Here is a 21164-nt window from a genome sequence, read left to right as displayed (position 1 = left end):
TATCTCCGTAATTGTAACTGGTAGATTCTAGTGTTCGTGGCCGATGATCCGGCTCTGGTCGGGAATTTCTACCTCGATGACGGCATCCTTGTCCAGAATGACGGCCTGGCAGCCCAGGCGGCTCTCGATGCGTGGATTGATCGCCCGGTCGATGAAGTCTTCTTCCTTGTCGCTGATCTCTTCCAGCGAGTCCTCGCCGCTGAGCACGTAGACGTGACAGGTTGAGCAGGCGCAGACTTCGCCACAGTTATGATTGAGGTGAATGCCGTTCTCCTCCGTGACCTCGAGGATGCTCATATCGGTCTCGACATCCTCCACCGTTTTGGGGGAGATGTTCTTGTCTTCGAAGGTGAATTTTACGGTGGCCATGGGGGGAAATCTTTAACGGGGGGCGAAACTAAACATATTTAACGACCGCACTGCACAGCAGTTCTAAGTCCGCGTCACTTATTACGTAGGGCGGCATCAGGTACACGAGCCGGCCGAAGGGGCGCACCCACACCCCGGCCTCCACAAACCGCGCCTGAATCTCCGCGACGTTCACCGGTTCGTGGCGTTCCACCACGCCAATCGCTCCGAGTACCCGCACCTCCTTCACGCTGTCCTTCCGGGCGGCGGGGCGCAGGTGCCGGGTCAGTGCCTTTTCAATGCGGGCCACGTCGGCTGCCCACCCCCGCGCCAGCAGCAGGTCGATGCTCGCCATACCTACCGCGCAGGCCAGGGGGTTGGCCATGAAGGTGGGTCCGTGCATCAGTACGGAGACGTCGCTGTGTCCGATGGTATCAGCCACGTGACGGGTGCACAGGGTGGCCGCGAGCGTCATATATCCGCCGGTCAGGGCCTTGCCCAGGGTCATGATGTCGGGGAGCCGGTCGGCATCCCCCGCCGGAGTGAGCGTTGCACCCGCGGCCCCGCCCACGAAGAGGGGGCCCGTGCGTCCGAAGCCCGTAGCGATCTCGTCGTAGATAAGCAGCAGCCCGTGGGCCGTGCACAACCGCCGGAACACCGCGAGGTATTCAGGACTGTAGAAGTGCATGCCCCCCGCCCCCTGCACCACCGGCTCCACGATGAAGGCGGCGGCGCGTTCGGCGTGGACGGCAAACCACTCCACTAGTCCCGCCACGTAGTTCGGGTCGGGCGCGGCGTCGTAACCGCCGGGGGGCCGCGCGTAGAACTCGTGCCGGGGCAGGAAGCCGCCGAAGAGCTGGTGCATGCCGGTGACCGGATCGCAGACCGACATCGGTCCGGTGGTGTCACCGTGGTATCCCCCGCGCAGGGTGAGGAAGGTGGTGCGGCCCCGCTGGCCGCGGGCGTACTGGTACTGCACGGCCATCTTCATGGCTACCTCCACGCTGACGGATCCACTGTCGGCCAGAAACACGCATTCAATCCCGTCGGGGGTAATGTCGACCAAGCGACGGCCCAGCTCCGCGGCGGGGGCGTGGGTGAGCCCGCCGAACATGACGTGGCTCATCTTTACCAACTGGGCCGTAGCGGCGGCGTTCAGTTCCGGCACGTTGTAGCCGTGGATTGCACACCACCAGCTGGACATGCCGTCCACCAGCTCCCGTCCGTCGGCCAGCCGCAGGCGGCTACCGGAGGCGGAAACTACCGGGTAGGCGGGCAGCGGATCGGTAAGGCTCGTATAGGGGTGCCAGAGGTGGTCGCGGTCGAAGGCGAGCTGTGAGGGGGTCATGCGGTGGAAAACTACCTAAATGGTAAGCGGGACGATCCGTGAGGACCGTCCCGCCGTAACCTTCGTATTTCGTAAAGGGTACGTCAGCGGAGGCTTCCTAGCCCATCTCCTGGACGACCTCTTTGACCTGGGGCATCATCCGCTTCAGCATCTGCTCGATGCCGGACTTAAGGGTGACGGTCGAGCTGGGGCAGCCGGAGCAGGCGCCTTGCATGATGACGGTCACCACGCCGTCCTGGTACTTCTTGAACTCGATGTTGCCACCGTCCATTTCCACGGCGGGCTTCACGTAGGTATCGATGAGTTCCTTGATCTGGGTAACCGTTTCGGCCTCGTCCTCGGTGTATTCGTAGCTGACGCCGCGCTCGGCCTCGATCTCGGCTACCTTTTCGGCAAAGCCGTCGTTGATGATCGGCTTATTCTCTTCCAGGTAGCCCTTTACGTACTCCTTCAGCTTGAGCATGATGTCATCCCAGCTGTAGTTGAATTCCTTCGTGATGGTCACGTAGTTATTGGCGATGTACACTTTCTGGACATAGGGAAAGTCGTACAGCTCGGCGGCCAGCGGCGACCACTCCCGGGCGAAATCCTCTTCGCGAAATTCGGCGGTGCCGTTGTACAGCATCCGGTTGGTGACGAATTTCAGGGTTTCGGGGTTCGGAGTTTGCTCGGTATAGAGGAGGACGGGGCGCTTGGTGGCGGTGGTAGCTTCGCTCATGGTGATCTTTTGTTTGATAACGCCTGTGAACCGACAGGGTTGACCCGTAGGTGCCTTGCCGCTCCCGGCTTAGTCCACGTCCCACCATACCCGGCCGTCCAGCGGGTCCTCGTCGCCGCCGAATTGCCGCCGCAGGGCTTCCAGGTAGTTGAGGTTGTTGAAGGCAAATTCTTCCCCGGGGTAACCGCGGCGGGTGGGGATGGTCGGTACGCTGATGGCCGCCGGTGCCGGCTGCAGTTCCGGGTATCCGAGGCGCCGCCAGGCGGACCAGGCCTCTACCCCCTGGAAGTACAGGGAGATCCATTTTTGCTCGCCGATCAGCTGGGTGGACCGGCCGGGTTCGTACGCCACTTTCTCGTGGGCCAGGTAGTTTGCGATCAATGCCTCGTCCGTGATCCCGTGTTGTTGCATACTTGCCTTGATGGCCTGCCGGTACAGCTGTCCGGGGTTGCCCTCCGCCCACCCGCGGGCGGCGGCTTCGGCGCGGTTGAAGAGTACTTCGCTGTACGTGAGCAGCACCGCCGGGGCCGTCTCCATCGTAAAGGCCGGGCCGGGAAAACTGACCTCGTCCAGGGGAATGTCGGCGGCCTCCTCTGGGGTGATCCCGTACGGCATGCCCGCATATTCTTCCTTCCCGAATACCAGGCCCGCCCAGGTAGGCTGGGCGTAGACGGGCAGGCGCGGATCGTCGCGAACGAGCAGGAAGTCGACCAGGGCTTCACTGGTAGCAAAATTGTAGTCGTAGAGCGCGTCGAGCGTGAAGCTGTTGGTGGTGGTCTCCGTCCCCGTAAACACCAAGGCAGCGGTTCCGCTGGAGTCCGTAATTACCCCGCGCTTCAGCGCCAGTTTCACCCACTCCTTGCTCAGTTGATCGTTGACCCCGGATACGCGGAGTCCGGCCCGGAGAATCAGGCTGTTCGCGAAGCGCCGCCAGCGTTTGGGGTCGCCGTGGTAGATCACGTCGCCTTCGATAGGCTCGTCGTTCAGGGCCTCGCCGGCCGCCGCCAGACTGCTTACTACGCCCCGGTAAATGGTTTGCTGATCATCGTAGACGGGTGTCGGCGCATCCTGTCCCCGCAGCGCCTCGGTGTAGGGCAGGTCGCCCCAGACATCCGTCATGGACAGGTACGCCCATTCCTGCAGAATGCGGGCCACGGCGGCCTGGTTACCGGATACGGTTACCGCCCCCTCCGCGCCGGCGGCGTGACCGTCGATCACGGTTTGGAGATTCCGCAGCCCCCCCGTGTAGAGGGAATAGAAGGAGGATTGCGCCTCGTCGTACCGGGTAACGTCCGTACGCCGGGTCTGCGACAGGTGCTGTACGTAATGCAGACCGTACGGTCCGAGACCTTCGAACCCGGAGCCGAGGAGCTGATCGACCAGACTGTATTCCGCCTCGGTGATGAGTTCCGCGGCCGTAATTTCCGTCCGGGCCAGCGGATCCGTATTCAGGGTTTCGAAATTGTCGGTACAGGCCGACAATCCGGTGACGATCAGGGCAAAAAGGGAAACGAAACGACGCATAGGTAGCTCGGTAAATGGTTGGAAGGAAGCGGCGGGGATGGAATTAAAATTCAATGTGGGCCTGAAGTCCAACCGTGCGTACGGTCGGGTTCTGGCCGTTCTCGAAGCCCTGTACGTTGGTGTTCGTAATGGCGGCTTCGGGGTCGATATTGGGCGTATTCTTCTGAAGGATGGCCACGTTGCGGGCGTACAGGTTGACCCGCACCCCGTCGATAAAGCTCTGCTTGAACCACACCTCCGGCAGCTGGTACCCCACGGTCACCTCGCGCAGCTTTACGAAACTGCCGTCGTAGACGTAGGCCTCATCGATGTCGAGTAGGTGGGTGAAATATTCCCGGGCATCAACGTAGGAAGTATTCGGTGTCCCGTCTTCGTTCACCCCCGCAACCAGGATGCCACCGCCGGCCTCCACTGGGCTGCGGACGTCCATTCCGTTTTCGTTGGTGCCTACCGTATTGCTGAGTTGGCCGGTGTATGACCCGTTGCGGTTGGAGAGGGAGTAGACGGCCCCACCCCGCCGGAAATCGATCAGGGTACCCAGGTTGAAATTGCGGTACTGCCACTGGTTGACCAACCCGCCCGTCAGGTCAGGAAAGGCACTGCCGAAGGCCACCCCCTCCTCTATTAGCGGAAATCCACTTCCGTCAACCAGTACGTTCCCGGCCGCATCGCGTTGGTAGCCGGTACCCACCAGCGTACCGTACGGCATGCCGGGGGCAGCAACGAACTGTACTCCGTAGCCGTCCAGCTCAATTGCGGCCTGCTCTCCGCCCAGGGAGGTTACCGTGTTCCTGTTCATGGCCAGGCTCAGCCGGGTACGCCAACTCACGCTGGCCGTCCGCACCGGCACGAGCGAAAGCGCGACTTCCACCCCCTGGTTCTGCATCTCGCCGCCGTTGACGGTGATGAAGGAGTAGCCACTCGCGCCACTAAGGGGCTGGGTGTGTACCAGATCGCGGGAGTTGATCGTATAGTAGGTCAGTCCCAGGCCGATGCGGTCGCGGAAAAAACCCAGGTCGAGCCCCAGTTCGGTCGTTGAGACGGTCTCGGTCAACAGTCCGGCGTTGGCCTGCAGCGCCGGTAAGCCCGCCCCGTAAAGGCCGTCGTATTCCTGCGTGGCGAGGTAGCTCTGGCGGGTGCGGTACGGTACCGGATCGCTGGCTACCCGCGCTACACTGGTGCGTAGTTTACCGTAGGTAAGCAGTCGGCTGTCGAGCAACTCGCTGAATACGAAGGAGGCCGAGAGTGCCGGTGAGAGATGACTGTTGTAGCCTGCCTCCAGGGCGGAGGTACGGTCGTTGCGCAGAGAAGCGTCCAGAAACAGCGTGTTGCGCCAGCCGATGCCCGCGTAGCCGTACACCGACTGCATATCGACGTTTTGCACGAGGTCGGTGCGCATCGAATCGATGTACCACAGGTTTATGGTATCCACTCCCGTCAGGTCCATTTCCGGGTTCACCTTGCGCCGCTCGGAGGTGTAGCGGTCCATCCGCAGGTTTCCGCCCAGTCCGGCCCGCAGGGCCAGGTTGTGCTTCAGGTCGGTGGTATAGTCAACTCGCAGGGAAAAGTTGTCGTTGCTGCGGTCCACCCGGATCATCTGCCGGTAACCGATGTGCGCCGTGGAGTAGGTGGCGATCTGATCGTCCACCGAGAAGTGGTAGCGGTCGGTATTCACGCTTCCGGTTACCGTTAGTCCCTGAAGGACCTGGTACTCCAGGCTCAGGTTGCCGTAGCCCCGGTTACGCTTCTCCGTGCTCTGGTTATTGTCGATGGACCAGAAGGGACTTTCCCAGTATACCGCGGAGGGCTTATGCGGGGTGTACAGGTTCCAGGTCTTGTAGCTATTCTGCTCTTCTCCCTGGTAATCTCTTAGTCGGTCAATATCCAGTTGTCGCTGAAACCACTGGTTAAAATTGGTCTGTACGTTTACCGGATCGCCGAAACTGCCGAGTCCGATCGCCGGGCGGCCCTGCCCGCCGACATGGGCCAGCCCGCCGCGTAGCGAGGCCGACAGTCGCCGGCCGATACGTTGGGTAACGTTGGCGTGGACGGTATTCCGGTTGAGGCGGAAGCCAGGATAGACGCCCGAGTTGCTGTTGTTGGACGCCGACAACCGGTACGACCGGGACTTCCCGCCACCGGAGATGGCTACCGTGTTGTTGATCGCGATTCCCGTGGTATAGAAATTACGGACGTTATCGGGTCGCGGTGACCAGGGGCGCAGCTTTCCGAATTCCGCCCCCGGGTACCAGCTGTCCCAGTGCCGCACGGGTTGGCCGGTCATTTCAGGCCCCCAGCTCTGGTCGCTACGGTACTGGGGCATAGGCTGCCCGTCAAAAGCCGACCACGTGGCGGGGTGTACCCCCGGCCGGTACGTGAAGGTGCTGAACTCCTGGCTGTCGCCCCCGCCGTACTGGTTCTGGTACTCCGGCAGCAGGGCAACCTCGCTTACGCTGAGTCCGGAGGTGACAGCTACCCCGAACCCCGCGCCCTCGCGGCCCGACCGGGTGGTGATGAGGACGACGCCGTTGGCGGCACGCATTCCGTACAGCGCCGCGGCGGCACCTCCCCTGAGCACCGATATCGCAGCGATGTCGGCGGGGTTCAAATCCATGATGGTGGTGCCGAAGTCGCGGCCGCCCGCGGCGACTACCGTACTCGGATCGTTATTGTTGTCGTTGGCGAACGGAATGCCATCCACCACGAAGAGCGGCTGCTGATCGGCGGTAAACGAGGTATTCGCCCGCAGCAACAGGTGGGCCGAGCCACCTTGCCCGCTGTTGTCGTTGATTACCCGCAGGCCCGCCACGCGACCGGTGAGGGCGGCAATCGAATTGAGTTCCTGCGCGGCGGCGACCTTCCCCCCCTTCACCCGGGGCACGTCAAAGGTCAGCGAATAGGGGTCCCGCAGGATTCCGAGCGCGGTCACTACCGGCTCCTCCGGGCGTGGCTCTGCTTCCAGGGCTATCTGGTAGGTGTGCGTGGAATCCAGCCGGATGGTCCGCTTCTGGAAGCCCGGGCGACGCACGTATATCCGCTTCGTGCCTTCAGGTACCGTGAGGGTAAAGGTGCCGTCACGGTCGGAAACCGCAGCCTCCTGCCCGGGGGGAAGCTCCACGGAGGCTCCGCCGAGGGGATTGCCGTCCGCACTGGTGATTGTTCCGGAGATGGATTGCTGACCGATGCCATGTCCGGTAAGACCCAGGACCAGCAGGAGAACAGGAATAACGCGCCGCATAAAACGTGGGTTAAGATGGTAGATATCAAGGCAGTAAATACCTGCTTTGATGGCTATTTAACCCTAGGGGACGGCCCGGTAATATGCACCGGTAAAACCTTAACTTTTGTGCAGAATATTATCCGTCGTGCTATTCTCGTACACCGGTCCTGCCGAGGGTCGGAGCATAAAAAAACCGGGGGAGAAGCAACTTGCTTCTCCCCCGGTGCGTCGGTCACCCAGGGGTGACCAGTCGGTAATATATACTACTCTACGTCCCACCAGATGCGGCCGTCGAGGGTATCCTCTCCACCGAACTGCCGTTCGATTGCGGCATTGTAATTCTCGCGGTTCAGGGAGAATTCCGTGACGGTATAGCCGCGACGCCGCGGGATCTGGTCGGTCAGCAGGGCGGCCGGGGCGGGCATCAGGTCGGGGTAGCCGAGGCGGCGGTATTCCGCCCAGCCCTCGAGGCCCTGGAAGTACAGGGACAACCATTTCTGGTTGCCGATGGACATCTCGAAGTTGTCGCTATCGTAGGCCACGTCTTCCTGTGCCAGGTAGCTGTCGATGGCGGTTTGGTTGGTGATCCCCCACTGGTTCATGCTCGCGGTGATGGCGGCGTTGTACAGTTCCTCCGCGTCGCCGTCGATCCAGCCGCGGGCGGCGGCCTCGGCCTGGTTGAAGAGTACCTCGCTGTAGGTGAGGATGACCGCGGGAGCGGTACGACCTACGAAGTCAAGTCCCGGAAAGGAGGTATCGGCGTTTTTCTGCTGCAGGGCAACGGCCTCCGTGACGCCGTACACCTTACCCACGTACTGGGGGTTGGCCGTATTGGCCGTGTTGGCGGTAGGGCGGGCGTACACCATGAGGCGCGGGTCGTTCAGTTCCTGCAGGGTGTTGACCACCGGAGCGCTGACGGCGTAGTCGGAGCGCGTCTGGTAGTTGACGAACCAGGTATTGTCACCCAGACCGCCGGTACCGGCGTAGACCAGCTGGGCGTTGTCGTCGTTGGAGGTGAATACCCCCCGGCTCAGGGCCAGCTTGGTCCATTCCTCGCCGAGTGCCGGCGCAACGTTGGCTACGCGCAGTCCGGCCCGCAGGATCAGGCTGTTAGCGAAGAGGCGGTACGCCTCCATATCGCCGTTGTAAATCAGGTCTCCGGTCACAGTACCCGCTTCGATCATGTCGCCGGCCATCACCAGTTTTTCCACGGCGCTGCGGTAAATCTGCTCCTGCTCGTCGTAGACGGGCGAGAAGTTTTCGGCGCCCTGCAGGGCCTCGCTGTAGGGTACGTCGCCCCAGATGTCCGTAACATTCAGGTAGCCCCACTGGAGCAGGATGGTTGCCAGGGCGATCTGGTTGGCATTGGATCCCGAATCGTCCACCCGGTCGGCGGAAGCGGGGTCGGTGTTCAGGTTGATGATGGTCTGCAGGTCCTGCAGCCCGTCGCTGTATATGCCGTAGAAGGAACTCTCCACGGAGTTGTAGCGGGTGACGTCGGTATACTGCGTCTGGGACAGGTACTGGGCGTAGTGCTGACCGATGGTCGAGAGTCCGCCCTCGCCCACCAGGTCGGCGACGAGGCTGCCCTCCGCCTCCGTAAAGAGGTAGGAGGTAGGTACCTCGGTGGGGGAGTTCGGATTGGTGTTGATCTCGGCGAAGTCATCCGTACAGGAAGACAGTCCGAAAGCAACGAGAGTCGCAAGAAAGATGCGTGTCATTTGGATTATATTTTAGTTGGGGAGGATGCTAGAAGCCTACGTTGAGGCTTACGCCGAAGCTCCGGACACTGGGGTTCTGTCCGTTCTCAAAGCCCTGGACGTTACCGTTCGAAAGCGCGGCCTCGGGGTCGATGTTGGGGGTATTCTTGTGCAGAATAGCCAGGTTACGACCGGTGAGGCTGACGGTGGCGTTGCCGATGAAGTTGTTCTCGAACCACCGGGCGGGCAGCGCCCGGCCGATCGACACCTCGCGGAGCTTGATAAAGCTGGCATCATAGATGAATGCCTCGGGGTAGCCGTAGAGGGTTTCGAAGTAAGGACGAATGTCGATGTACGTCTCATTGGGGGTACCGTCCTCGCGGACACCCTCGACGAGGATTCCGCCACCGTTGGTCGCGGGATCACGTACGGGGTTGCCCTTCGCGTTGTTGCCGGCGGTACTCGCCAGCACGCCGGAGTAGCTGCCGAAGAGGTTAGAAACCGAGTAAAGCGAGCCGCCCTTCCGGAAATCGATCAGGGTCGACAGGTTAAAGCCGTAGATCTGGAAGTCGTTCAGGAAGCCACCGGTGAAGTCGGGGTAGGCGCTGCCGAAATCGAGGTTCGTCTCCCGGATGGGGTATCCTTCTTCGTCCACGAGTACGTCTCCGTCGTCGTTGCGGGCGTAGCCGGCGCCATTCAGCGAGCCGTAGGGTTCGCCCTTTTCGGCCAGGAAGGTCACATTCCAGCTGCCGTCGATCGAGAGGCGGTCTACACCCTCGGCCAGTTCCACGACTTGGTTGCGGTTGCGGGCAAAGTTGACCGAGGTGTTCCAGGTAAAGTTCTCGGTCTGTACCGGGGTACCGTATACCCGCAGCTCGATGCCCTTGTTGGAGAGCAGTCCGGCGTTAAGGTAGGTGCTTCCGTAGCCCGAGGTACCCGAGATACTGACCGGGATGATCAGGTCGCGCGACTCGATGTTATAGTAGGTGAAGTCGAAGCCCGCGCGGTCGTTGAGGAACCGCATGTCCAGACCGACCTCCCAGGTGGTGATGCGCTCCGATACCAGGTCGAAGTTGTTCAGGGTGTTGGACACGCCGAAGCCGGGCCGGCGGCCGAACGGTCCCCGGTTGATGAGGAAGTTGCGGGTGTTGTAGGGGTCGGTATCGTTGCCCACCGTGGCTACGCCGCCGCGAAGTTTACCGAAGCTGATGATGTCGCGGCCGCCGATGAGCTCGCTGAAGACGAAGCTCGAGGATACCGAGGGGTAGAAGTAGCTGTTGTTGCCGGCCTCCAGGGTCGAGGACCAATCGTTACGGGCCGTGGCGTCCACGTAGAACAACGAGCGCCAGCCGAGGCTTACGCGGCCGTAAACCGACTGCACCTCCTTCTCGCTGCGGAAGTTGTCGATGATGGGTCGGGAGATGGACGACTCGATCGTGTACAGTTCGGGTACGTTCAGTCCGCCGTCGGTCTTGCTCCGGTTGAAGTCATAGAAATTCTTCCGGAGGTTGGCTCCCGCCTGGGCGTCAATGGTGAACTCGCTGATCGAAGTGGAGTAGTTGAGCAGTGCCTCGTAGTTGTTCTCGCGGCTGGTGATGTTGCGCGTCTCGTAGTAGTCCAGGGCCGTGGGCGTCCCCGAGGCAATCCGGCTGTTGGTCCGGAAGGTGAAGTAGTCGGTACGCACGAATCCCTGCAGCGAGAGGCCCGGAAGGATATCGTACTGCAGGCTCAGGTTACCGAAAACGCGGTCGCGCTGGTCGCCGCTGAGGTCCTTGTTGATCGTCCAGTAGGGGCTCTCCCAGTACAGGGCATCCAGGTCCTCGGGGCCGTTGATGTTCCAGCTGCGGGGCGAGCCGTCGGCCTGCTGGTAATTTTTCAGCCGGTCGATGTCGAGCTGCCGCTGCCACCACTGGTTGAAGTTGGTCTGCACGTTGACCGCGTAGCCGGTTCCGTAACCGATACCGGGCCGGCCCGCGCCACGGGTATTGACGTAGTTGCCGTTGATGGCGGCCGTCAGCTTGCTGCCCAGTTTCTGGGTGGCGCTCACGTTGATCGTGTTGCGCTTCAGCGTGGAGGTCGGGTACACGCCGCTGTTGTCGTTGTTGGTGTACGAAAGGCGGAAGGTGGTCTGGTCGTTGCCCCCGGCGATCGATACGTTGTTGTTGAACTGCACGCCGGTTTCGTAGAAGTCGCGGACGTTGTCGGGAGACGCTACCCAGGGGCGCAGCTCGCCGAAGTTCTCCCCGGGGAACCAGCTGTCCCAGTGGCGGACGAGGGTGCCGTCCAGCTCGGGGCCCCAGCTGCCGTCGAAGGAGTAGTCGACCAGGGGCTGGCCCTGGAATTCCCGCCACTCCGCCGGGTGAATGTCTTCGTCGAAATCGAAGGTGTTGAAGGTGGGGCGCGTGCCACCGCCGTACTGGTTCTGGTAGTCGGGCAGCAGGGCCACCTGGTTGAACTGTACGCCGGAGCTGATGGTCACGCCGACCCCTTTGCGGTTCTGACCGCTCTTGGTGGTGATCAGGATGACGCCGTTGGACGCCCGCGAACCGTAGAGCGCGGCGGCGGCACCGCCCTTCAGTACGGAGACCGAAGCGATGTCGTTGGGGTTGATGTCCTGGGCGAGGTTACCGTAGTCCTGGCCACCGTCGCCGGAAGCGGCACCACTGCCGTTAAAGGAGCTGTTGTCGATGGGCGTACCGTCGACGACGAACAGCGGCTGGTTGTTGCCGGTGATCGAGGTAGCCCCGCGAAGGAGAATGCTCGACGAGCCGCTGAGGCCGTTGTTCGAGTTGTTGATCTGGGCGCCGGCTACGCGACCGCTCAGGCTGCTGACCAGGTTGGTCTCCTGCGCCTTGTTGAGGTCGGCACCGTCGACCTGGGCCACGGCGTAGCCCAGCGATTTCTCCTCACGGGAGATACCGAGCGCCGTCACGACCACGTCGTTGAGCTGGACGCCCTCGGCGAGGACCACGTCGTAGGTAGACGCCGCGGTCAGCGGAACCCGCTGGGTGGCAAAGCCCGTATAGCTGACGATAAGCTCTTCCCCGCCCTCAGGAACGGAAAGGGAAAAGGTACCGTCGAAGTCGGTGACCGTACCGGTGGTTGTACCTGCTACCAGGATAGATGCTCCGATGAGCGGCTCGCCCGTAGCGTCCGTGATTGTCCCCGAAATCGATTGCTGGGCCAGCAACGATCCAAGGGTCCCGAACACTAACGCGAGAACGGTTAGAAATCTCTGCATTTATGGTTAGTTGAAAGGTTAGGAAGTAGTAAGGCGGACGACGCACCAGGACGGCCGTCGTAAAGATTTGGCGGAAGCACACGGTAAGCCAATGTTACCGTGGCGTGTGTAAAGGATGCACAAAGCTACAAAAGATAGTTTTCGATTTTCCCGAATTATCCATCTACTTTCCCTCATTTGCGTACAACCCCGCACCCGCGCGCCCGCCTCATTTGATCCCCACGCCCCCGCTACTCCCCCGGCAGGCTCTCCGCAAGGTCGGGAAACCCGGGGCCGGGGCGAAAGGGGCCCTTTAGGCAAAATAAGCGCATCTTTGACCCGAAAATTACCCCCATGAACGTCTTCCGAACAGCAGTTTTCTGCCTCACCCTTCTGCCGGTTTCGCTCCTCCACGCTCAGGAGTTCAGCGGCGGGTTCCGCGCCGGACTCAACTTTATCTCCTTCGACGCCGACTCCGAGATGGGAGCCGACGGCATGGACCTGGAGGAATTCAACCGCACCACCGGCTTCCACGTCGGCGCCACTTTCGCCTACGCCATCACCGACCTGTTTGGCCTCAAGGCCGACCTCATGTACAGTCAGAAGGGCGGTGAAGTGCTCTACAACGGGCCGTCCTATTTCTATCTCTACTCCCTCGACCCGTCCGTGAACAACGACCGGCTCACCGGTACGGTGACGAGTGAACGGGACGTACTGAACAGCTACATCGACATTCCCCTGGTCGCCTACCACAAGATCGGCCCCGTCGAACTTGAAGCCGGGGTCTCCGCCGGCTTTTTGGTGAACAGCCGGGCCAGCGGATCGGCCGAGTACACGAACCTGATCAACAACCAGGGTCAGGGCATCGAGCCGATCAGCGTCAACTACGACTTCAACTACTTCAATAACGTTACCCAGCAGCAAGCGGTGATCGAGTCGGACCCGAACAATACCTTTCCCACCGTCATCGATGCCTACTACAACTCAGAGGACGACCGCCCCCTCTACCGGCGCCTCGATTTCGGCCTGGTGGGCGGCGCCTCCTTCTTCCTCAACAGTGGCCTGTACCTGGGTGTACGCTACCAGTTCGGCCTGACGGATGCCACCCGCGGAGAGAACGACTTGCGCCTCACCCGTACCGATGGCGTGAGCGAGCGGGAATACAACGTATCCGACAAGGACTACAACCGCGTGATCCAGGCCAGCGTAGGCTTCCGCTTCTGAGAACGTTCCGTTATGAAAAATTTGCTCAACCAGCTCTATGCCCGCGCGCCCCTGAGCCGCGCCGATGCCTATACTACTCTGAAGCGGATCGCCAACGGCGAGGCGGCCGAACCGGAGATCGCGGCCGTGGTGTCCGCGATCAATATGCGCCCGCCCCACCTCTCCGAGATTCAGGGCTTCCGCGACGCGATGCTGGAGCTGGCCCGCCCCCTGCCGCTCGACGGCCGGGAAACGATCGACATCGTCGGCACCGGCGGCGACGGCAAGAATACCTTCAATATCAGTACCCTGTCGTGCGTGGTCGTGGCCGGCGCCGGCTACCCCGTCACCAAGCACGGCAGCTACGGGGTAAGCAGCAACGTGGGCAGTAGCGATGTGCTCCAGGCCCTGGGCTACACCTTCACCAATGACCGCGACACCCTGATCGGCCACCTGGATCGTGCCGGCATCTGCTTCCTCCACGCTCCCCTGTTCCACCCCGCCATGAAGAACGTGGTGCCCGTGCGTAAATCGCTGCGGGTGCGGACCTTCTTCAACCTGCTGGGGCCGCTCATTAACCCCGCCCGCCCCCGTTACCAGCTCTTCGGTACCTACGACCGCGAGGTCAGCCGCATCTACGATTACCTCCTGCAGGGAGAGGAAACGCGCGATTACCTGATCGTTCACGCCCTGGACGGCTACGACGAGATTAGCCTTACCGGGGGGGCCAGCGTGCGCGGACGCAGGTGCCAGGCCATTTACGAACCCAGCGATTTCGGGCTTCCCGCCCTGCAGCCCGCCGACCTGTACGGTGGCGAGACCGCCGCGGAGGGCAAGGCGATCTTCCTGGCGGTGCTGGACGGCGAGGCTACCCCCGCCCAGACCGACGTGGTGTGCGCCAACGCCGGCCTGGCGATACGGGTGATTCATCCCGACCGGAGCCTGCCGGATTGCGTGGCGGAAGCCCGCGAAAGCCTGCGCAGCGGCGCGGCCCGTGGCGTCCTGCGGAAACTGCTGGACGCGTAGAACCTTGGCCGGGGCGAATGCCTTATCTTCCCGTTTTCTAAGCAATTTATCCATGGCCAACATTCTCGACCGCATCATCGAACGCAAGAAACTTGAGGTGAAGGACCGGCGCGATCGGGTCAGCCTGGATGCGCTGCAGGATTCGGCGGCCTACGAGCACAAGCGCCACAACCTGTGCCAGGCCCTGGAGTCCAATAAGAACTTCGGGCTGATCGCCGAATTCAAGCGCAAATCCCCCTCCCAACAGGACATCAACCTGGCCGCCGACCCCGCCACGGTCGCCCGGGGCTACGCCGCCGCCGGGGCCGCGGCCATCAGCTGCCTGACCGACGAGGAATTCTTCGGCGCACTGCCCGACGATATCCGGCAGGTGCGCGCGGCGGTCGACATTCCCGTTATCCGCAAGGACTTTCTCATTGACCGCTACCAGCTGCACGAATCCCGGGCCCTGGGAGCGGACGCCGTACTCCTCATCGCCGCGGTGCTATCCCCCCAGCAGATCGACGAGCTGGCCGCGGAGGCCGACGAGCTCGGGCTGCAGGTAATCTGCGAAGTGCATAGCGAGGAAGAGGTGGCGCGCATCAGTCCCAACGTGGACATCATCGGCGTCAACAACCGGAACCTGGGTGACTTCTCGGTCAGCATCACCAACAGCCTCGAGCTCGCGGAAATGCTGCCGCCGGGCATCATGCGCATCAGTGAGAGCGGTATCGACGACCCCCAGTCGATCGTCAAGCTGTGGCGGTCGGGTTTCCGGGGATTCCTCATCGGCACCTACTTCATGCGCCAGCCCGACCCGGGGAAGGCCTGCGCCGAGTTCATCCGGAAGACCCGGCAGATCGATGACATTTACAAAGACGCCATAGCATGAGGGTAAAGGTCTGCGGCCTGCGCGAGCCGGAAAATATCGCCGCCGTGAACGGCCTGGGCGTGGATTACCTGGGGTTGATCTTTCATCCGGATTCTCCCCGCTTCGCCGGAACCCCCGCGCTGAGCGAATGGATCGGCAACAACAGCGACCTCTTTACCGATACCGATCTCGTAGGTGTATTCGTGAACGGCGAAGTAGACTACCTGCTGAACAGCGTCCACGATTTTCACCTGGACTGGGTGCAGCTACACGGTGAGGAAAGTCCGGGCTACTGCCAGGAGCTCAAGCTCCTGTGGAGTGTCAACACCCTGCGCAAGGCCTCCATATGCAAGGCCTTTGCCGTCACCGAAGACTTCGATTTTCAGCGTACTGCGCCCTACACCGGCAGTTGCGGACTCTTCGTATTCGATACCGGCGGTCACCGGCTGCCGGGGGGTACCGGTAAGAAGTGGAACTGGGACAAGCTCCGGGAATACAACGGCCCTACCCCCTTCCTGCTGAGCGGAGGCATCGGCCCCGACGACGCGGAGGCCATTCGGGCCATCGATCATCCCCAGTTCCGGGGAATCGACCTGAATAGCCGCTTCGAGGATGCGCCCGGCATCAAGAATGTGGCGCTGCTCAAAGAATTCCTTTCCCGCCTGAGCTAGTTATTGCCTTTCGCCTATGTCGCGTATCGTTATCGTCGGAAACGGTCACCTGGCGTGGCACCTGGGGGGTGTCCTGGGCCCCGAGCGCGCCCGGATAGTGAGCCGCGATCCCGGTTCCGCATCGGAACATCGGCTGGTCGTTTCGGACTACGAGAGTTTGCGGCACGAAGGGCCCGAGGCCGTTTTCCTGGCCGTTCCCGACAACCACATAGCTACAACGAGTGAGCGGCTGACCGGGTACCTGCCCGCGGATATTCCCGTGTTCCACACCAGCGGTGCCACGCCGGCGGCGCGCATCAGCGCGTTTTTTGACCACCGGGGCGTCCTCTGGCCGATCCGCTCGCTCCGGCGGGGCGAGGTGGTGACCGACTGGCGCGACCTGCCGTTGGTGATCTACGGCAGTACGGATACGGCGGCGGAGTACCTGCGGCACTTGGCCGGTCGCCTGAGCGATACGGTGGCCTGGCTTGACGACGGGCAGCGGGCCCAGCTGCACCTGGCGGCGGTCTTCTCCAATAATTTTGTTACCGCGTTGTACGAGGTGGCTTACCAGCTGTGCGCGCAGGAGGATATCCCCTTCGAGCTGCTCCTGCCCATCATTCGGAATACTGCCGGCCAGCAGGACGGCCGCCGCCCCGCCGACCGGCAAACCGGTGCCGCCGCCCGGGGCGATACGGCTACGATGGAACGCCACCTTTCGCTGCTCGACCGGCCGGCGTATCGTCAGTTGTACCGCGAAATCAGTGCGCTAATCCTCCAGTATCGGCTGCCCCAGGACGACCCGGACTTCAGGGGTGATACGGACAATAACCTTCAGGATCAACGGATCCCGTAGCTGGGCGTGGGTTTGCCGCTGGAGGCGGTACGCCGTACGGATCGCGGTGAAGACCGTGGTAAGGGCCGCTTCACCCCGGTGAGCGGACATTCGTTGCTTGATAAGGTCCTCGGTCCAGTTGCTGTGTTTGCCGACCAGCTCCACGTTCAGGGCCGGATTAAGTGCGAGGGTCATGGAAAAGCTGGTGATCTCCAGTCCGTAGCCTTCCAAGATCGGGAAGATCTTCATCCATTCCTCAATGATTTTGTTTGTTTTGTCGCGGGTGCCCTCCCCTACCGTACTGGCCAGACCGGAGAGTGCATTGCGGGCCCCGGATAGAATGTCGTCGATCATCTTTGCTGAATTTGGTCTAAGATCGGGCACGGGAAGCGTACGGTAGCATCTCATCGACGGCCCTTCCCCCCGAACGGACGAATGGCCCGTAGTGACCGTCCGCGGACCAAGTCTGACAGCAGATCATGATCCGAATAGCTCCCCGGAACTCCGGCTACACCGCTCCGGCGTACGCGCCGAAGGAATGTGAACGAAAGGGCATCAGGAATCGAAAGTTTTCCTTACCTTTGCGCCCCGAAATCAATTTTTTCACCAACATCCATTTCAGATGTTCGCAATCGTAACCATAGCCGGTCAGCAATTCAAAGTTGAGGAAGGTCAGGAGATCTTCGTCCACCGGCTAGAAGCCAAAGCCGGCGATTCCGTCAGCTTCGATGCGGTCCACCTGCTCGCCGACGGCGACAACGTGACCGTAGGCACGCCGATGCTCAGTGGCGCCTCCATCGGCGCTACCGTCGTTGAGCCGCTCGTCAAGGGCGACAAAGTAATCGTCTTCAAGAAAAAGCGCCGCAAGGGCTACCGCAAGAAGAACGGTCACCGTCAACAGTACACCAAGCTGAAAATCGACTCCATCGCGGGCTAGTCACGGCCCCTTATTCCTAACTATCCCCTCGGGGAGCCAAAAATTTAGATACCATGGCACACAAAAAAGGTGTAGGTAGTACCGACAACGGCCGCGACAGCAAATCCAAACGCCTCGGCGTGAAGCTGTTCGGCGGGCAAGTAGCCCAGGCCGGCAACATCATCATCCGCCAACGGGGTACCAAGTACCACCCGGGCGAGAACGTCTACATGGGTAAGGACTTCACGATCCATGCCAAAGTAGACGGCAAGGTGAGCTTCCGCAAGAGCCGCCTGAACCGCATGTTCGTCAGCATCGATCCTTCCCTGGAAGGCGAGAACGGCAGCAACGGCAACGGTAGCAGCAGCAACGAGCGCACCGCCGCCCGCCGCTCCAGCGATAGCAACGGCACCCAACCCGCTAACGCCGGCAAGCCCGCCAAGTCGCAGGACGCCAAGGCCGCTCAGGGACCCGTCCACATGGATGATGCCCCTGAAATGCCCGGCGTAGCTCCCGGCATTACCGACGAGGCCGAGCTGGCCGCCGCCAATGCAGACCAGGGCGGTGCCCTGAATACCGCGGAGGTTACCGGCAGCGATCGCCCCGAAGAGGTGGTGACCCCCAGCGGCAAGACCTACAAAGTGAACGACCTGACCGTCATCGAGGGCATCGGCCCCGGTATCGCGGGTATCCTCAGCGCCGCCGGCATCAAGAGCTGGCAGGGACTTGCCGACACCGACGTCGACTTCCTGCAGCAGCAGCTCAACGATGCGGGTGGCAACTACAAGACCCACAGCCCCAAAACCTGGCCCGCCCAGGCCGCACTCGCCGCCACCGGCAAGTGGGGAGAACTGGAGGAAATGCAGGACAAGCTGCAGGGCGGCCGCGAAGAGGAGTAGTCCCCTTCCCCACCCTAGCGAAAACGAAGACGCCCGGCCGAGATGATCTCGGTCGGGCGTTTTGTATTAAATCCACACGTGCCCCCAGGTGGTTTGACTCCTGCTAAGAACATGGTTGGGATAGCTGGCCTGGTTCGGTAATCCCCTTGTCTTCCCCCGGCAGAACCGGGTTCGGAATCCTGACAAGTCGAAGGAGTTGAGGCCCGCCCTAGACAGGCCGAAGTCACTTCCCAATTTAAATAAATTGTAGGGTCAACCAAGTTTTAGGACCCGTGTGGAATAGCTTCAACGCAGCACCCCCCCGGAGGGTTGTCCCGCGGGAGGTCAAACCGGGGCCGGGAAACTATATCTCCCAACCAATTGTTTTTTACTTACCTTTGCGGCGCGAGCCGGGACTCTTTGCTTCTACCGATCCACGCCTCGCCCGATATTCCCGACTGCTCGGGTATCAATCCCATTCGGACGGAAGCATTTATGACCCACCAACCGGCCCCCGCGCCGGCCCTGCTGTGGTACCCCCCGCGACCCGGGGCAACTAATTCCCCTTTTCTTTATGGACAGCAAACGTCCCTCTTCCCGCTCCGGCAAAGGCCGCAGCACTAGCAAACCCCAGCGTTCCGGCGGCAAGCGCCGCAGCAGCGGTGGCGGCGGAAACCGCGACCGTCGCGGATCCGGCGGCGGCCGCTCCAACCACAACTACATTCCCCTTCCCGCCGACATGATGGTGCACGAAGGCGTCGAACTGAAGACCGTCGAGTACCACGCGGAAACCAAATTTGCCGACTGGCCGATCAACGCTAAACTCAAAAGCGCCATTAAGGCGGCCGGTTGGGTGTACCCCACCGAGATCCAGGAGAAATCCTTCGAGCACGTCGCCGCCCTGAAGGACGTGATGGGGATCGCCACCACCGGCACCGGCAAAACCGGCGCCTTTCTGATCCCGCTGATCGACGCCCTGCTCGAAAGCGAAGAACCCTTCCAGACGCTGGTCCTGGCCCCGACCCGGGAGCTGGCCCTCCAGATCGAGGACGAGTTCCGCGCCCTGACGCTCGGCATGAAGTACAATGCGATCACCCTCATCGGTGGCCGTAACATCAACACCGACATCGTCAACCTGAAGAAGCGCAGCTACCACCTCGTGGTGGCCACGCCGGGTCGCCTGAAGGACCTTTACCAACAGGGTAAGATCGACCTGCAGGAAGCCAGCGTACTGGTGCTCGACGAATTCGACCGCATGCTCGACATGGGCTTCCAGAAGGACGTTATGTTCCTTACCGACAAGATGGGCGAGCGTGACCAGACGATGCTCTTCTCCGCTACTCTCGACAAAAGCCAGCAGAAGCTGATCGACCACTTCCTCACCGACTACCAGACCATCAAGGTCAGCAGCGGAGAGGCATCGGCCGAGCACATCAACCAGTCCGTCCACTTCGTCGAGCCCGACAACAAGTTTGACGAACTGATCGAGATGCTGCAACAGCCCGAAATGAAGCGGGTACTTGTCTTCGCCGAAACGAAGCACCGCGTCAAGAAGGTGACCAAGAAGCTCAACCAGGCCGGTATCTCCGCCGACGAGATCCACGGCAACAAGAGCCAGAACTACCGCCAAAAAGCCCTGAACGCCTTTAAGGCGGGTAAGATCAAGGCGCTCTGCGCTACGGATGTCGCCGCCCGTGGACTGGACATCGACGACATCACCCACGTGATCAACTTCGAAGCCCCCACGGACTACGACACCTACATCCACCGCGTCGGCCGTACCGGTCGCGCCGGGAAGGGTGGCGAAGCCATTACCTTTTACGATAAGTAGACCGACCTCCGGGGCCCTGCCGCCCCGTTATTGCACTGCCCCGGTTGCGGACTGATCCTTCAGTACCCGCACCGGGGCATTGTTATGTTAGTGATGCCCCGGACCGCGAAACCGGCGCGTTACACCTCCCCAATGCCGATCGTGTAGCTATAAAAAAAGCGTCGCCCCCCAATGAGGGAGCGACGCATCACAACTAATCGTTCGATCAAAAAATTCGGGCAAGCACATTACCCGTGTCTTTAGCTAAGCAGCTGAATTTGGTTTTTTACGGTAGTGGGGGTACCGGGAGTAGCTTATAGTTGTCAAAGTAACAATTAAAATTTCGGTCGTGCAAGCTTTTCGCGGTTTATTTGTCAAATTGACTAATAAATCGCTGGCAGGACGTCCGTTTACGCAGGCAGGCATCTCTCCTACTCCATACGGGTGAGGATGGAATCGAAGCTGAAAACGATGTTGATGATGGTGATCTGAAAGATGACGGAGTTCAGGGACACGCCGGCCTTCGGGGTCCCGGGGTCGCAATCTACGTGCTCGTCGCTTTCCAGCTTCTGGTGGATCTCGGAAGTCGATTTATAAAGCAGAAAGATGCCTCCGGCGATCAGGATGAGGCTCTGCCCGCTGAAGCCGCCGCTGGCCCACCCCCAATCGAATTCGAACCACGGCTCCTTAAGCGATACTAGCCAGAAAACGCCGAACAGCAGAGCGATACGGAGGACCATGGCCAGCACCAGCCCGATATTTGGTGGCCTTTTTCCGGTCGGCATCCGATTTGAGCTTGCCGCTCGCGATGGAGATAAAGATGATGTTGTTGATAACCAGCACGATCTCGAGAAAGGTGAGGGTGAGGAGGGAAAGCCAGACGGCTCCGCTTCCGAAATCGGGAATTTCAAATATGGA

The 21164-nt window shown here is 61.2% G+C and carries 16 protein-coding genes and 1 pseudogene; 8 read left to right on the top strand and 9 right to left on the bottom strand.

All coding sequences use genetic code 11. From position 1 onward, the window contains the following. Positions 1-27: 27 nt before the first annotated feature. The 7 genes from DQG19_RS16655 to DQG19_RS16625 form a co-directional block, all read right to left on the bottom strand. Complete coding sequence (locus DQG19_RS16655) at positions 28-369, bottom strand: 2Fe-2S iron-sulfur cluster-binding protein (RefSeq protein WP_116127426.1); 342 nt, start codon at positions 367-369, stop codon at positions 28-30. Positions 370-397: 28 nt separating this feature from the next. Continuing rightward, entirely contained in the window at positions 398-1696 is a 1299-nt protein-coding gene (bioA, locus tag DQG19_RS16650; protein WP_116127425.1) for an adenosylmethionine--8-amino-7-oxononanoate transaminase, read from the bottom strand. Between the two features lie 97 nt (positions 1697-1793). Beyond that, the gene (locus tag DQG19_RS16645) at positions 1794-2414 is read right to left on the bottom strand and encodes a NifU family protein (protein ID WP_116127424.1); all 621 of its coding nucleotides are present in this window, start codon (positions 2412-2414) and stop codon (positions 1794-1796) included. Positions 2415-2483: 69 nt separating this feature from the next. Continuing rightward, the gene (locus DQG19_RS16640) at positions 2484-3938 is read right to left on the bottom strand and encodes a SusD/RagB family nutrient-binding outer membrane lipoprotein (protein ID WP_116127423.1); all 1455 of its coding nucleotides are present in this window, start codon (positions 3936-3938) and stop codon (positions 2484-2486) included. Positions 3939-3981: 43 nt separating this feature from the next. Further along, complete coding sequence (locus DQG19_RS16635) at positions 3982-7176, bottom strand: SusC/RagA family TonB-linked outer membrane protein (RefSeq protein ID WP_116127422.1); 3195 nt, start codon at positions 7174-7176, stop codon at positions 3982-3984. 245 nt (positions 7177-7421) lie between these two features. Continuing rightward, positions 7422-8879 carry a SusD/RagB family nutrient-binding outer membrane lipoprotein gene (locus tag DQG19_RS16630; RefSeq protein WP_116127421.1) on the bottom strand — a complete coding sequence of 486 codons (1458 nt, stop codon included), beginning with the start codon at positions 8877-8879 and terminating at the stop codon, positions 7422-7424. A 28-nt stretch (positions 8880-8907) separates the two neighbouring features. Continuing rightward, positions 8908-12099, bottom strand: coding sequence for a SusC/RagA family TonB-linked outer membrane protein (locus tag DQG19_RS16625; protein ID WP_116127420.1), 3192 nt, complete (start codon positions 12097-12099; stop codon positions 8908-8910). 333 nt (positions 12100-12432) lie between these two features. Between DQG19_RS16625 and DQG19_RS16620 the strand changes: the two genes are divergently transcribed. From DQG19_RS16620 to DQG19_RS16600, 5 genes are read left to right on the top strand one after another with little or no spacing between them, the layout of a single operon-like run. Continuing rightward, entirely contained in the window at positions 12433-13302 is an 870-nt protein-coding gene (locus DQG19_RS16620) for an outer membrane beta-barrel protein (RefSeq protein WP_116127419.1), read from the top strand. 12 nt (positions 13303-13314) lie between these two features. After that, positions 13315-14307: an anthranilate phosphoribosyltransferase gene (trpD, locus tag DQG19_RS16615; protein ID WP_116127418.1), complete on the top strand. Its 993-nt coding sequence runs from the start codon at positions 13315-13317 to the stop codon at positions 14305-14307. Between the two features lie 52 nt (positions 14308-14359). Beyond that, positions 14360-15178 carry an indole-3-glycerol phosphate synthase TrpC gene (trpC, locus tag DQG19_RS16610; protein ID WP_116127417.1) on the top strand — a complete coding sequence of 273 codons (819 nt, stop codon included), beginning with the start codon at positions 14360-14362 and terminating at the stop codon, positions 15176-15178. Then, positions 15175-15828 carry a phosphoribosylanthranilate isomerase gene (locus DQG19_RS16605; RefSeq protein WP_116127416.1) on the top strand — a complete coding sequence of 218 codons (654 nt, stop codon included), beginning with the start codon at positions 15175-15177 and terminating at the stop codon, positions 15826-15828. Before trpC ends, DQG19_RS16605 begins: the two co-directional genes overlap by 4 nt. A 16-nt stretch (positions 15829-15844) precedes the next feature. Continuing rightward, complete coding sequence (locus DQG19_RS16600) at positions 15845-16663, top strand: DUF2520 domain-containing protein (protein WP_116127415.1); 819 nt, start codon at positions 15845-15847, stop codon at positions 16661-16663. On the opposite strand, the gene DQG19_RS16595 is transcribed toward DQG19_RS16600, so the two are convergent. Then, a complete protein-coding gene (locus tag DQG19_RS16595; protein ID WP_116127414.1) occupies positions 16577-16996 on the bottom strand; it encodes a hypothetical protein in 420 nt (139 codons plus the stop codon). The genes DQG19_RS16600 and DQG19_RS16595 overlap by 87 nt on opposite strands. Before the next feature lie 268 nt (positions 16997-17264). Between DQG19_RS16595 and rplU the strand changes: the two genes are divergently transcribed. The 3 genes and pseudogenes from rplU (at position 17265) to DQG19_RS16580 (ending at position 20267) form a co-directional block, all read left to right on the top strand. Then, positions 17265-17579 (top strand): 50S ribosomal protein L21, encoded by a 315-nt coding sequence (gene rplU, locus DQG19_RS16590; RefSeq protein WP_116127413.1) that lies wholly within the window; start codon positions 17265-17267, stop codon positions 17577-17579. A gap of 53 nt (positions 17580-17632) precedes the next feature. Further along, positions 17633-17884, top strand: a pseudogene (rpmA, locus tag DQG19_RS16585) (50S ribosomal protein L27); the annotation flags it as partial. A gap of 1126 nt (positions 17885-19010) precedes the next feature. Continuing rightward, positions 19011-20267, top strand: a complete 1257-nt coding sequence (locus DQG19_RS16580; protein WP_116127412.1) for a DEAD/DEAH box helicase — start codon at positions 19011-19013, stop codon at positions 20265-20267. A gap of 410 nt (positions 20268-20677) precedes the next feature. Here the strand turns inward: DQG19_RS16580 and DQG19_RS16575 are convergent, their stop codons facing one another. Next, complete coding sequence (locus DQG19_RS16575; RefSeq protein WP_232826546.1) at positions 20678-21031, bottom strand: TerC family protein; 354 nt, start codon at positions 21029-21031, stop codon at positions 20678-20680. Positions 21032-21164: the final 133 nt, after the last annotated feature.

Origin of the sequence: Lewinella sp. IMCC34183 (assembly GCF_003390915.1) — a bacterium.
Taxonomy (GTDB): Bacteria; Bacteroidota; Bacteroidia; order Chitinophagales; family Saprospiraceae; genus Neolewinella.
The sequence above is the reverse complement of the archived record's forward strand: the minus strand, read 5'-3'. Positions and strand labels throughout refer to the sequence as shown.

Excerpts from the sequence above, each read along its gene's own strand:
- rplU (WP_116127413.1), top strand. The coding sequence starts at position 17,265 with ATGTTCGCAATCGTAACCATAGCCGGTCAGCAATTCAAAGTTGAGGAA.
- DQG19_RS16625 (WP_116127420.1), bottom strand. The coding sequence starts at position 12,099 with ATGCAGAGATTTCTAACCGTTCTCGCGTTAGTGTTCGGGACCCTTGGA.
- DQG19_RS16655 (WP_116127426.1), bottom strand. The coding sequence starts at position 369 with ATGGCCACCGTAAAATTCACCTTCGAAGACAAGAACATCTCCCCCAAA.
- DQG19_RS16635 (WP_116127422.1), bottom strand. The coding sequence starts at position 7,176 with ATGCGGCGCGTTATTCCTGTTCTCCTGCTGGTCCTGGGTCTTACCGGA.
- trpD (WP_116127418.1), top strand. The coding sequence starts at position 13,315 with ATGAAAAATTTGCTCAACCAGCTCTATGCCCGCGCGCCCCTGAGCCGC.
- trpC (WP_116127417.1), top strand. The coding sequence starts at position 14,360 with ATGGCCAACATTCTCGACCGCATCATCGAACGCAAGAAACTTGAGGTG.
- DQG19_RS16595 (WP_116127414.1), bottom strand. The coding sequence starts at position 16,996 with ATGATCGACGACATTCTATCCGGGGCCCGCAATGCACTCTCCGGTCTG.
- bioA (WP_116127425.1), bottom strand. The coding sequence starts at position 1,696 with ATGACCCCCTCACAGCTCGCCTTCGACCGCGACCACCTCTGGCACCCC.
- DQG19_RS16605 (WP_116127416.1), top strand. The coding sequence starts at position 15,175 with ATGAGGGTAAAGGTCTGCGGCCTGCGCGAGCCGGAAAATATCGCCGCC.
- DQG19_RS16575 (WP_232826546.1), bottom strand. The coding sequence starts at position 21,031 with ATGCCGACCGGAAAAAGGCCACCAAATATCGGGCTGGTGCTGGCCATG.
- DQG19_RS16630 (WP_116127421.1), bottom strand. The coding sequence starts at position 8,879 with ATGACACGCATCTTTCTTGCGACTCTCGTTGCTTTCGGACTGTCTTCC.
- DQG19_RS16600 (WP_116127415.1), top strand. The coding sequence starts at position 15,845 with ATGTCGCGTATCGTTATCGTCGGAAACGGTCACCTGGCGTGGCACCTG.
- DQG19_RS16580 (WP_116127412.1), top strand. The coding sequence starts at position 19,011 with ATGGACAGCAAACGTCCCTCTTCCCGCTCCGGCAAAGGCCGCAGCACT.
- DQG19_RS16645 (WP_116127424.1), bottom strand. The coding sequence starts at position 2,414 with ATGAGCGAAGCTACCACCGCCACCAAGCGCCCCGTCCTCCTCTATACC.
- DQG19_RS16620 (WP_116127419.1), top strand. The coding sequence starts at position 12,433 with ATGAACGTCTTCCGAACAGCAGTTTTCTGCCTCACCCTTCTGCCGGTT.
- DQG19_RS16640 (WP_116127423.1), bottom strand. The coding sequence starts at position 3,938 with ATGCGTCGTTTCGTTTCCCTTTTTGCCCTGATCGTCACCGGATTGTCG.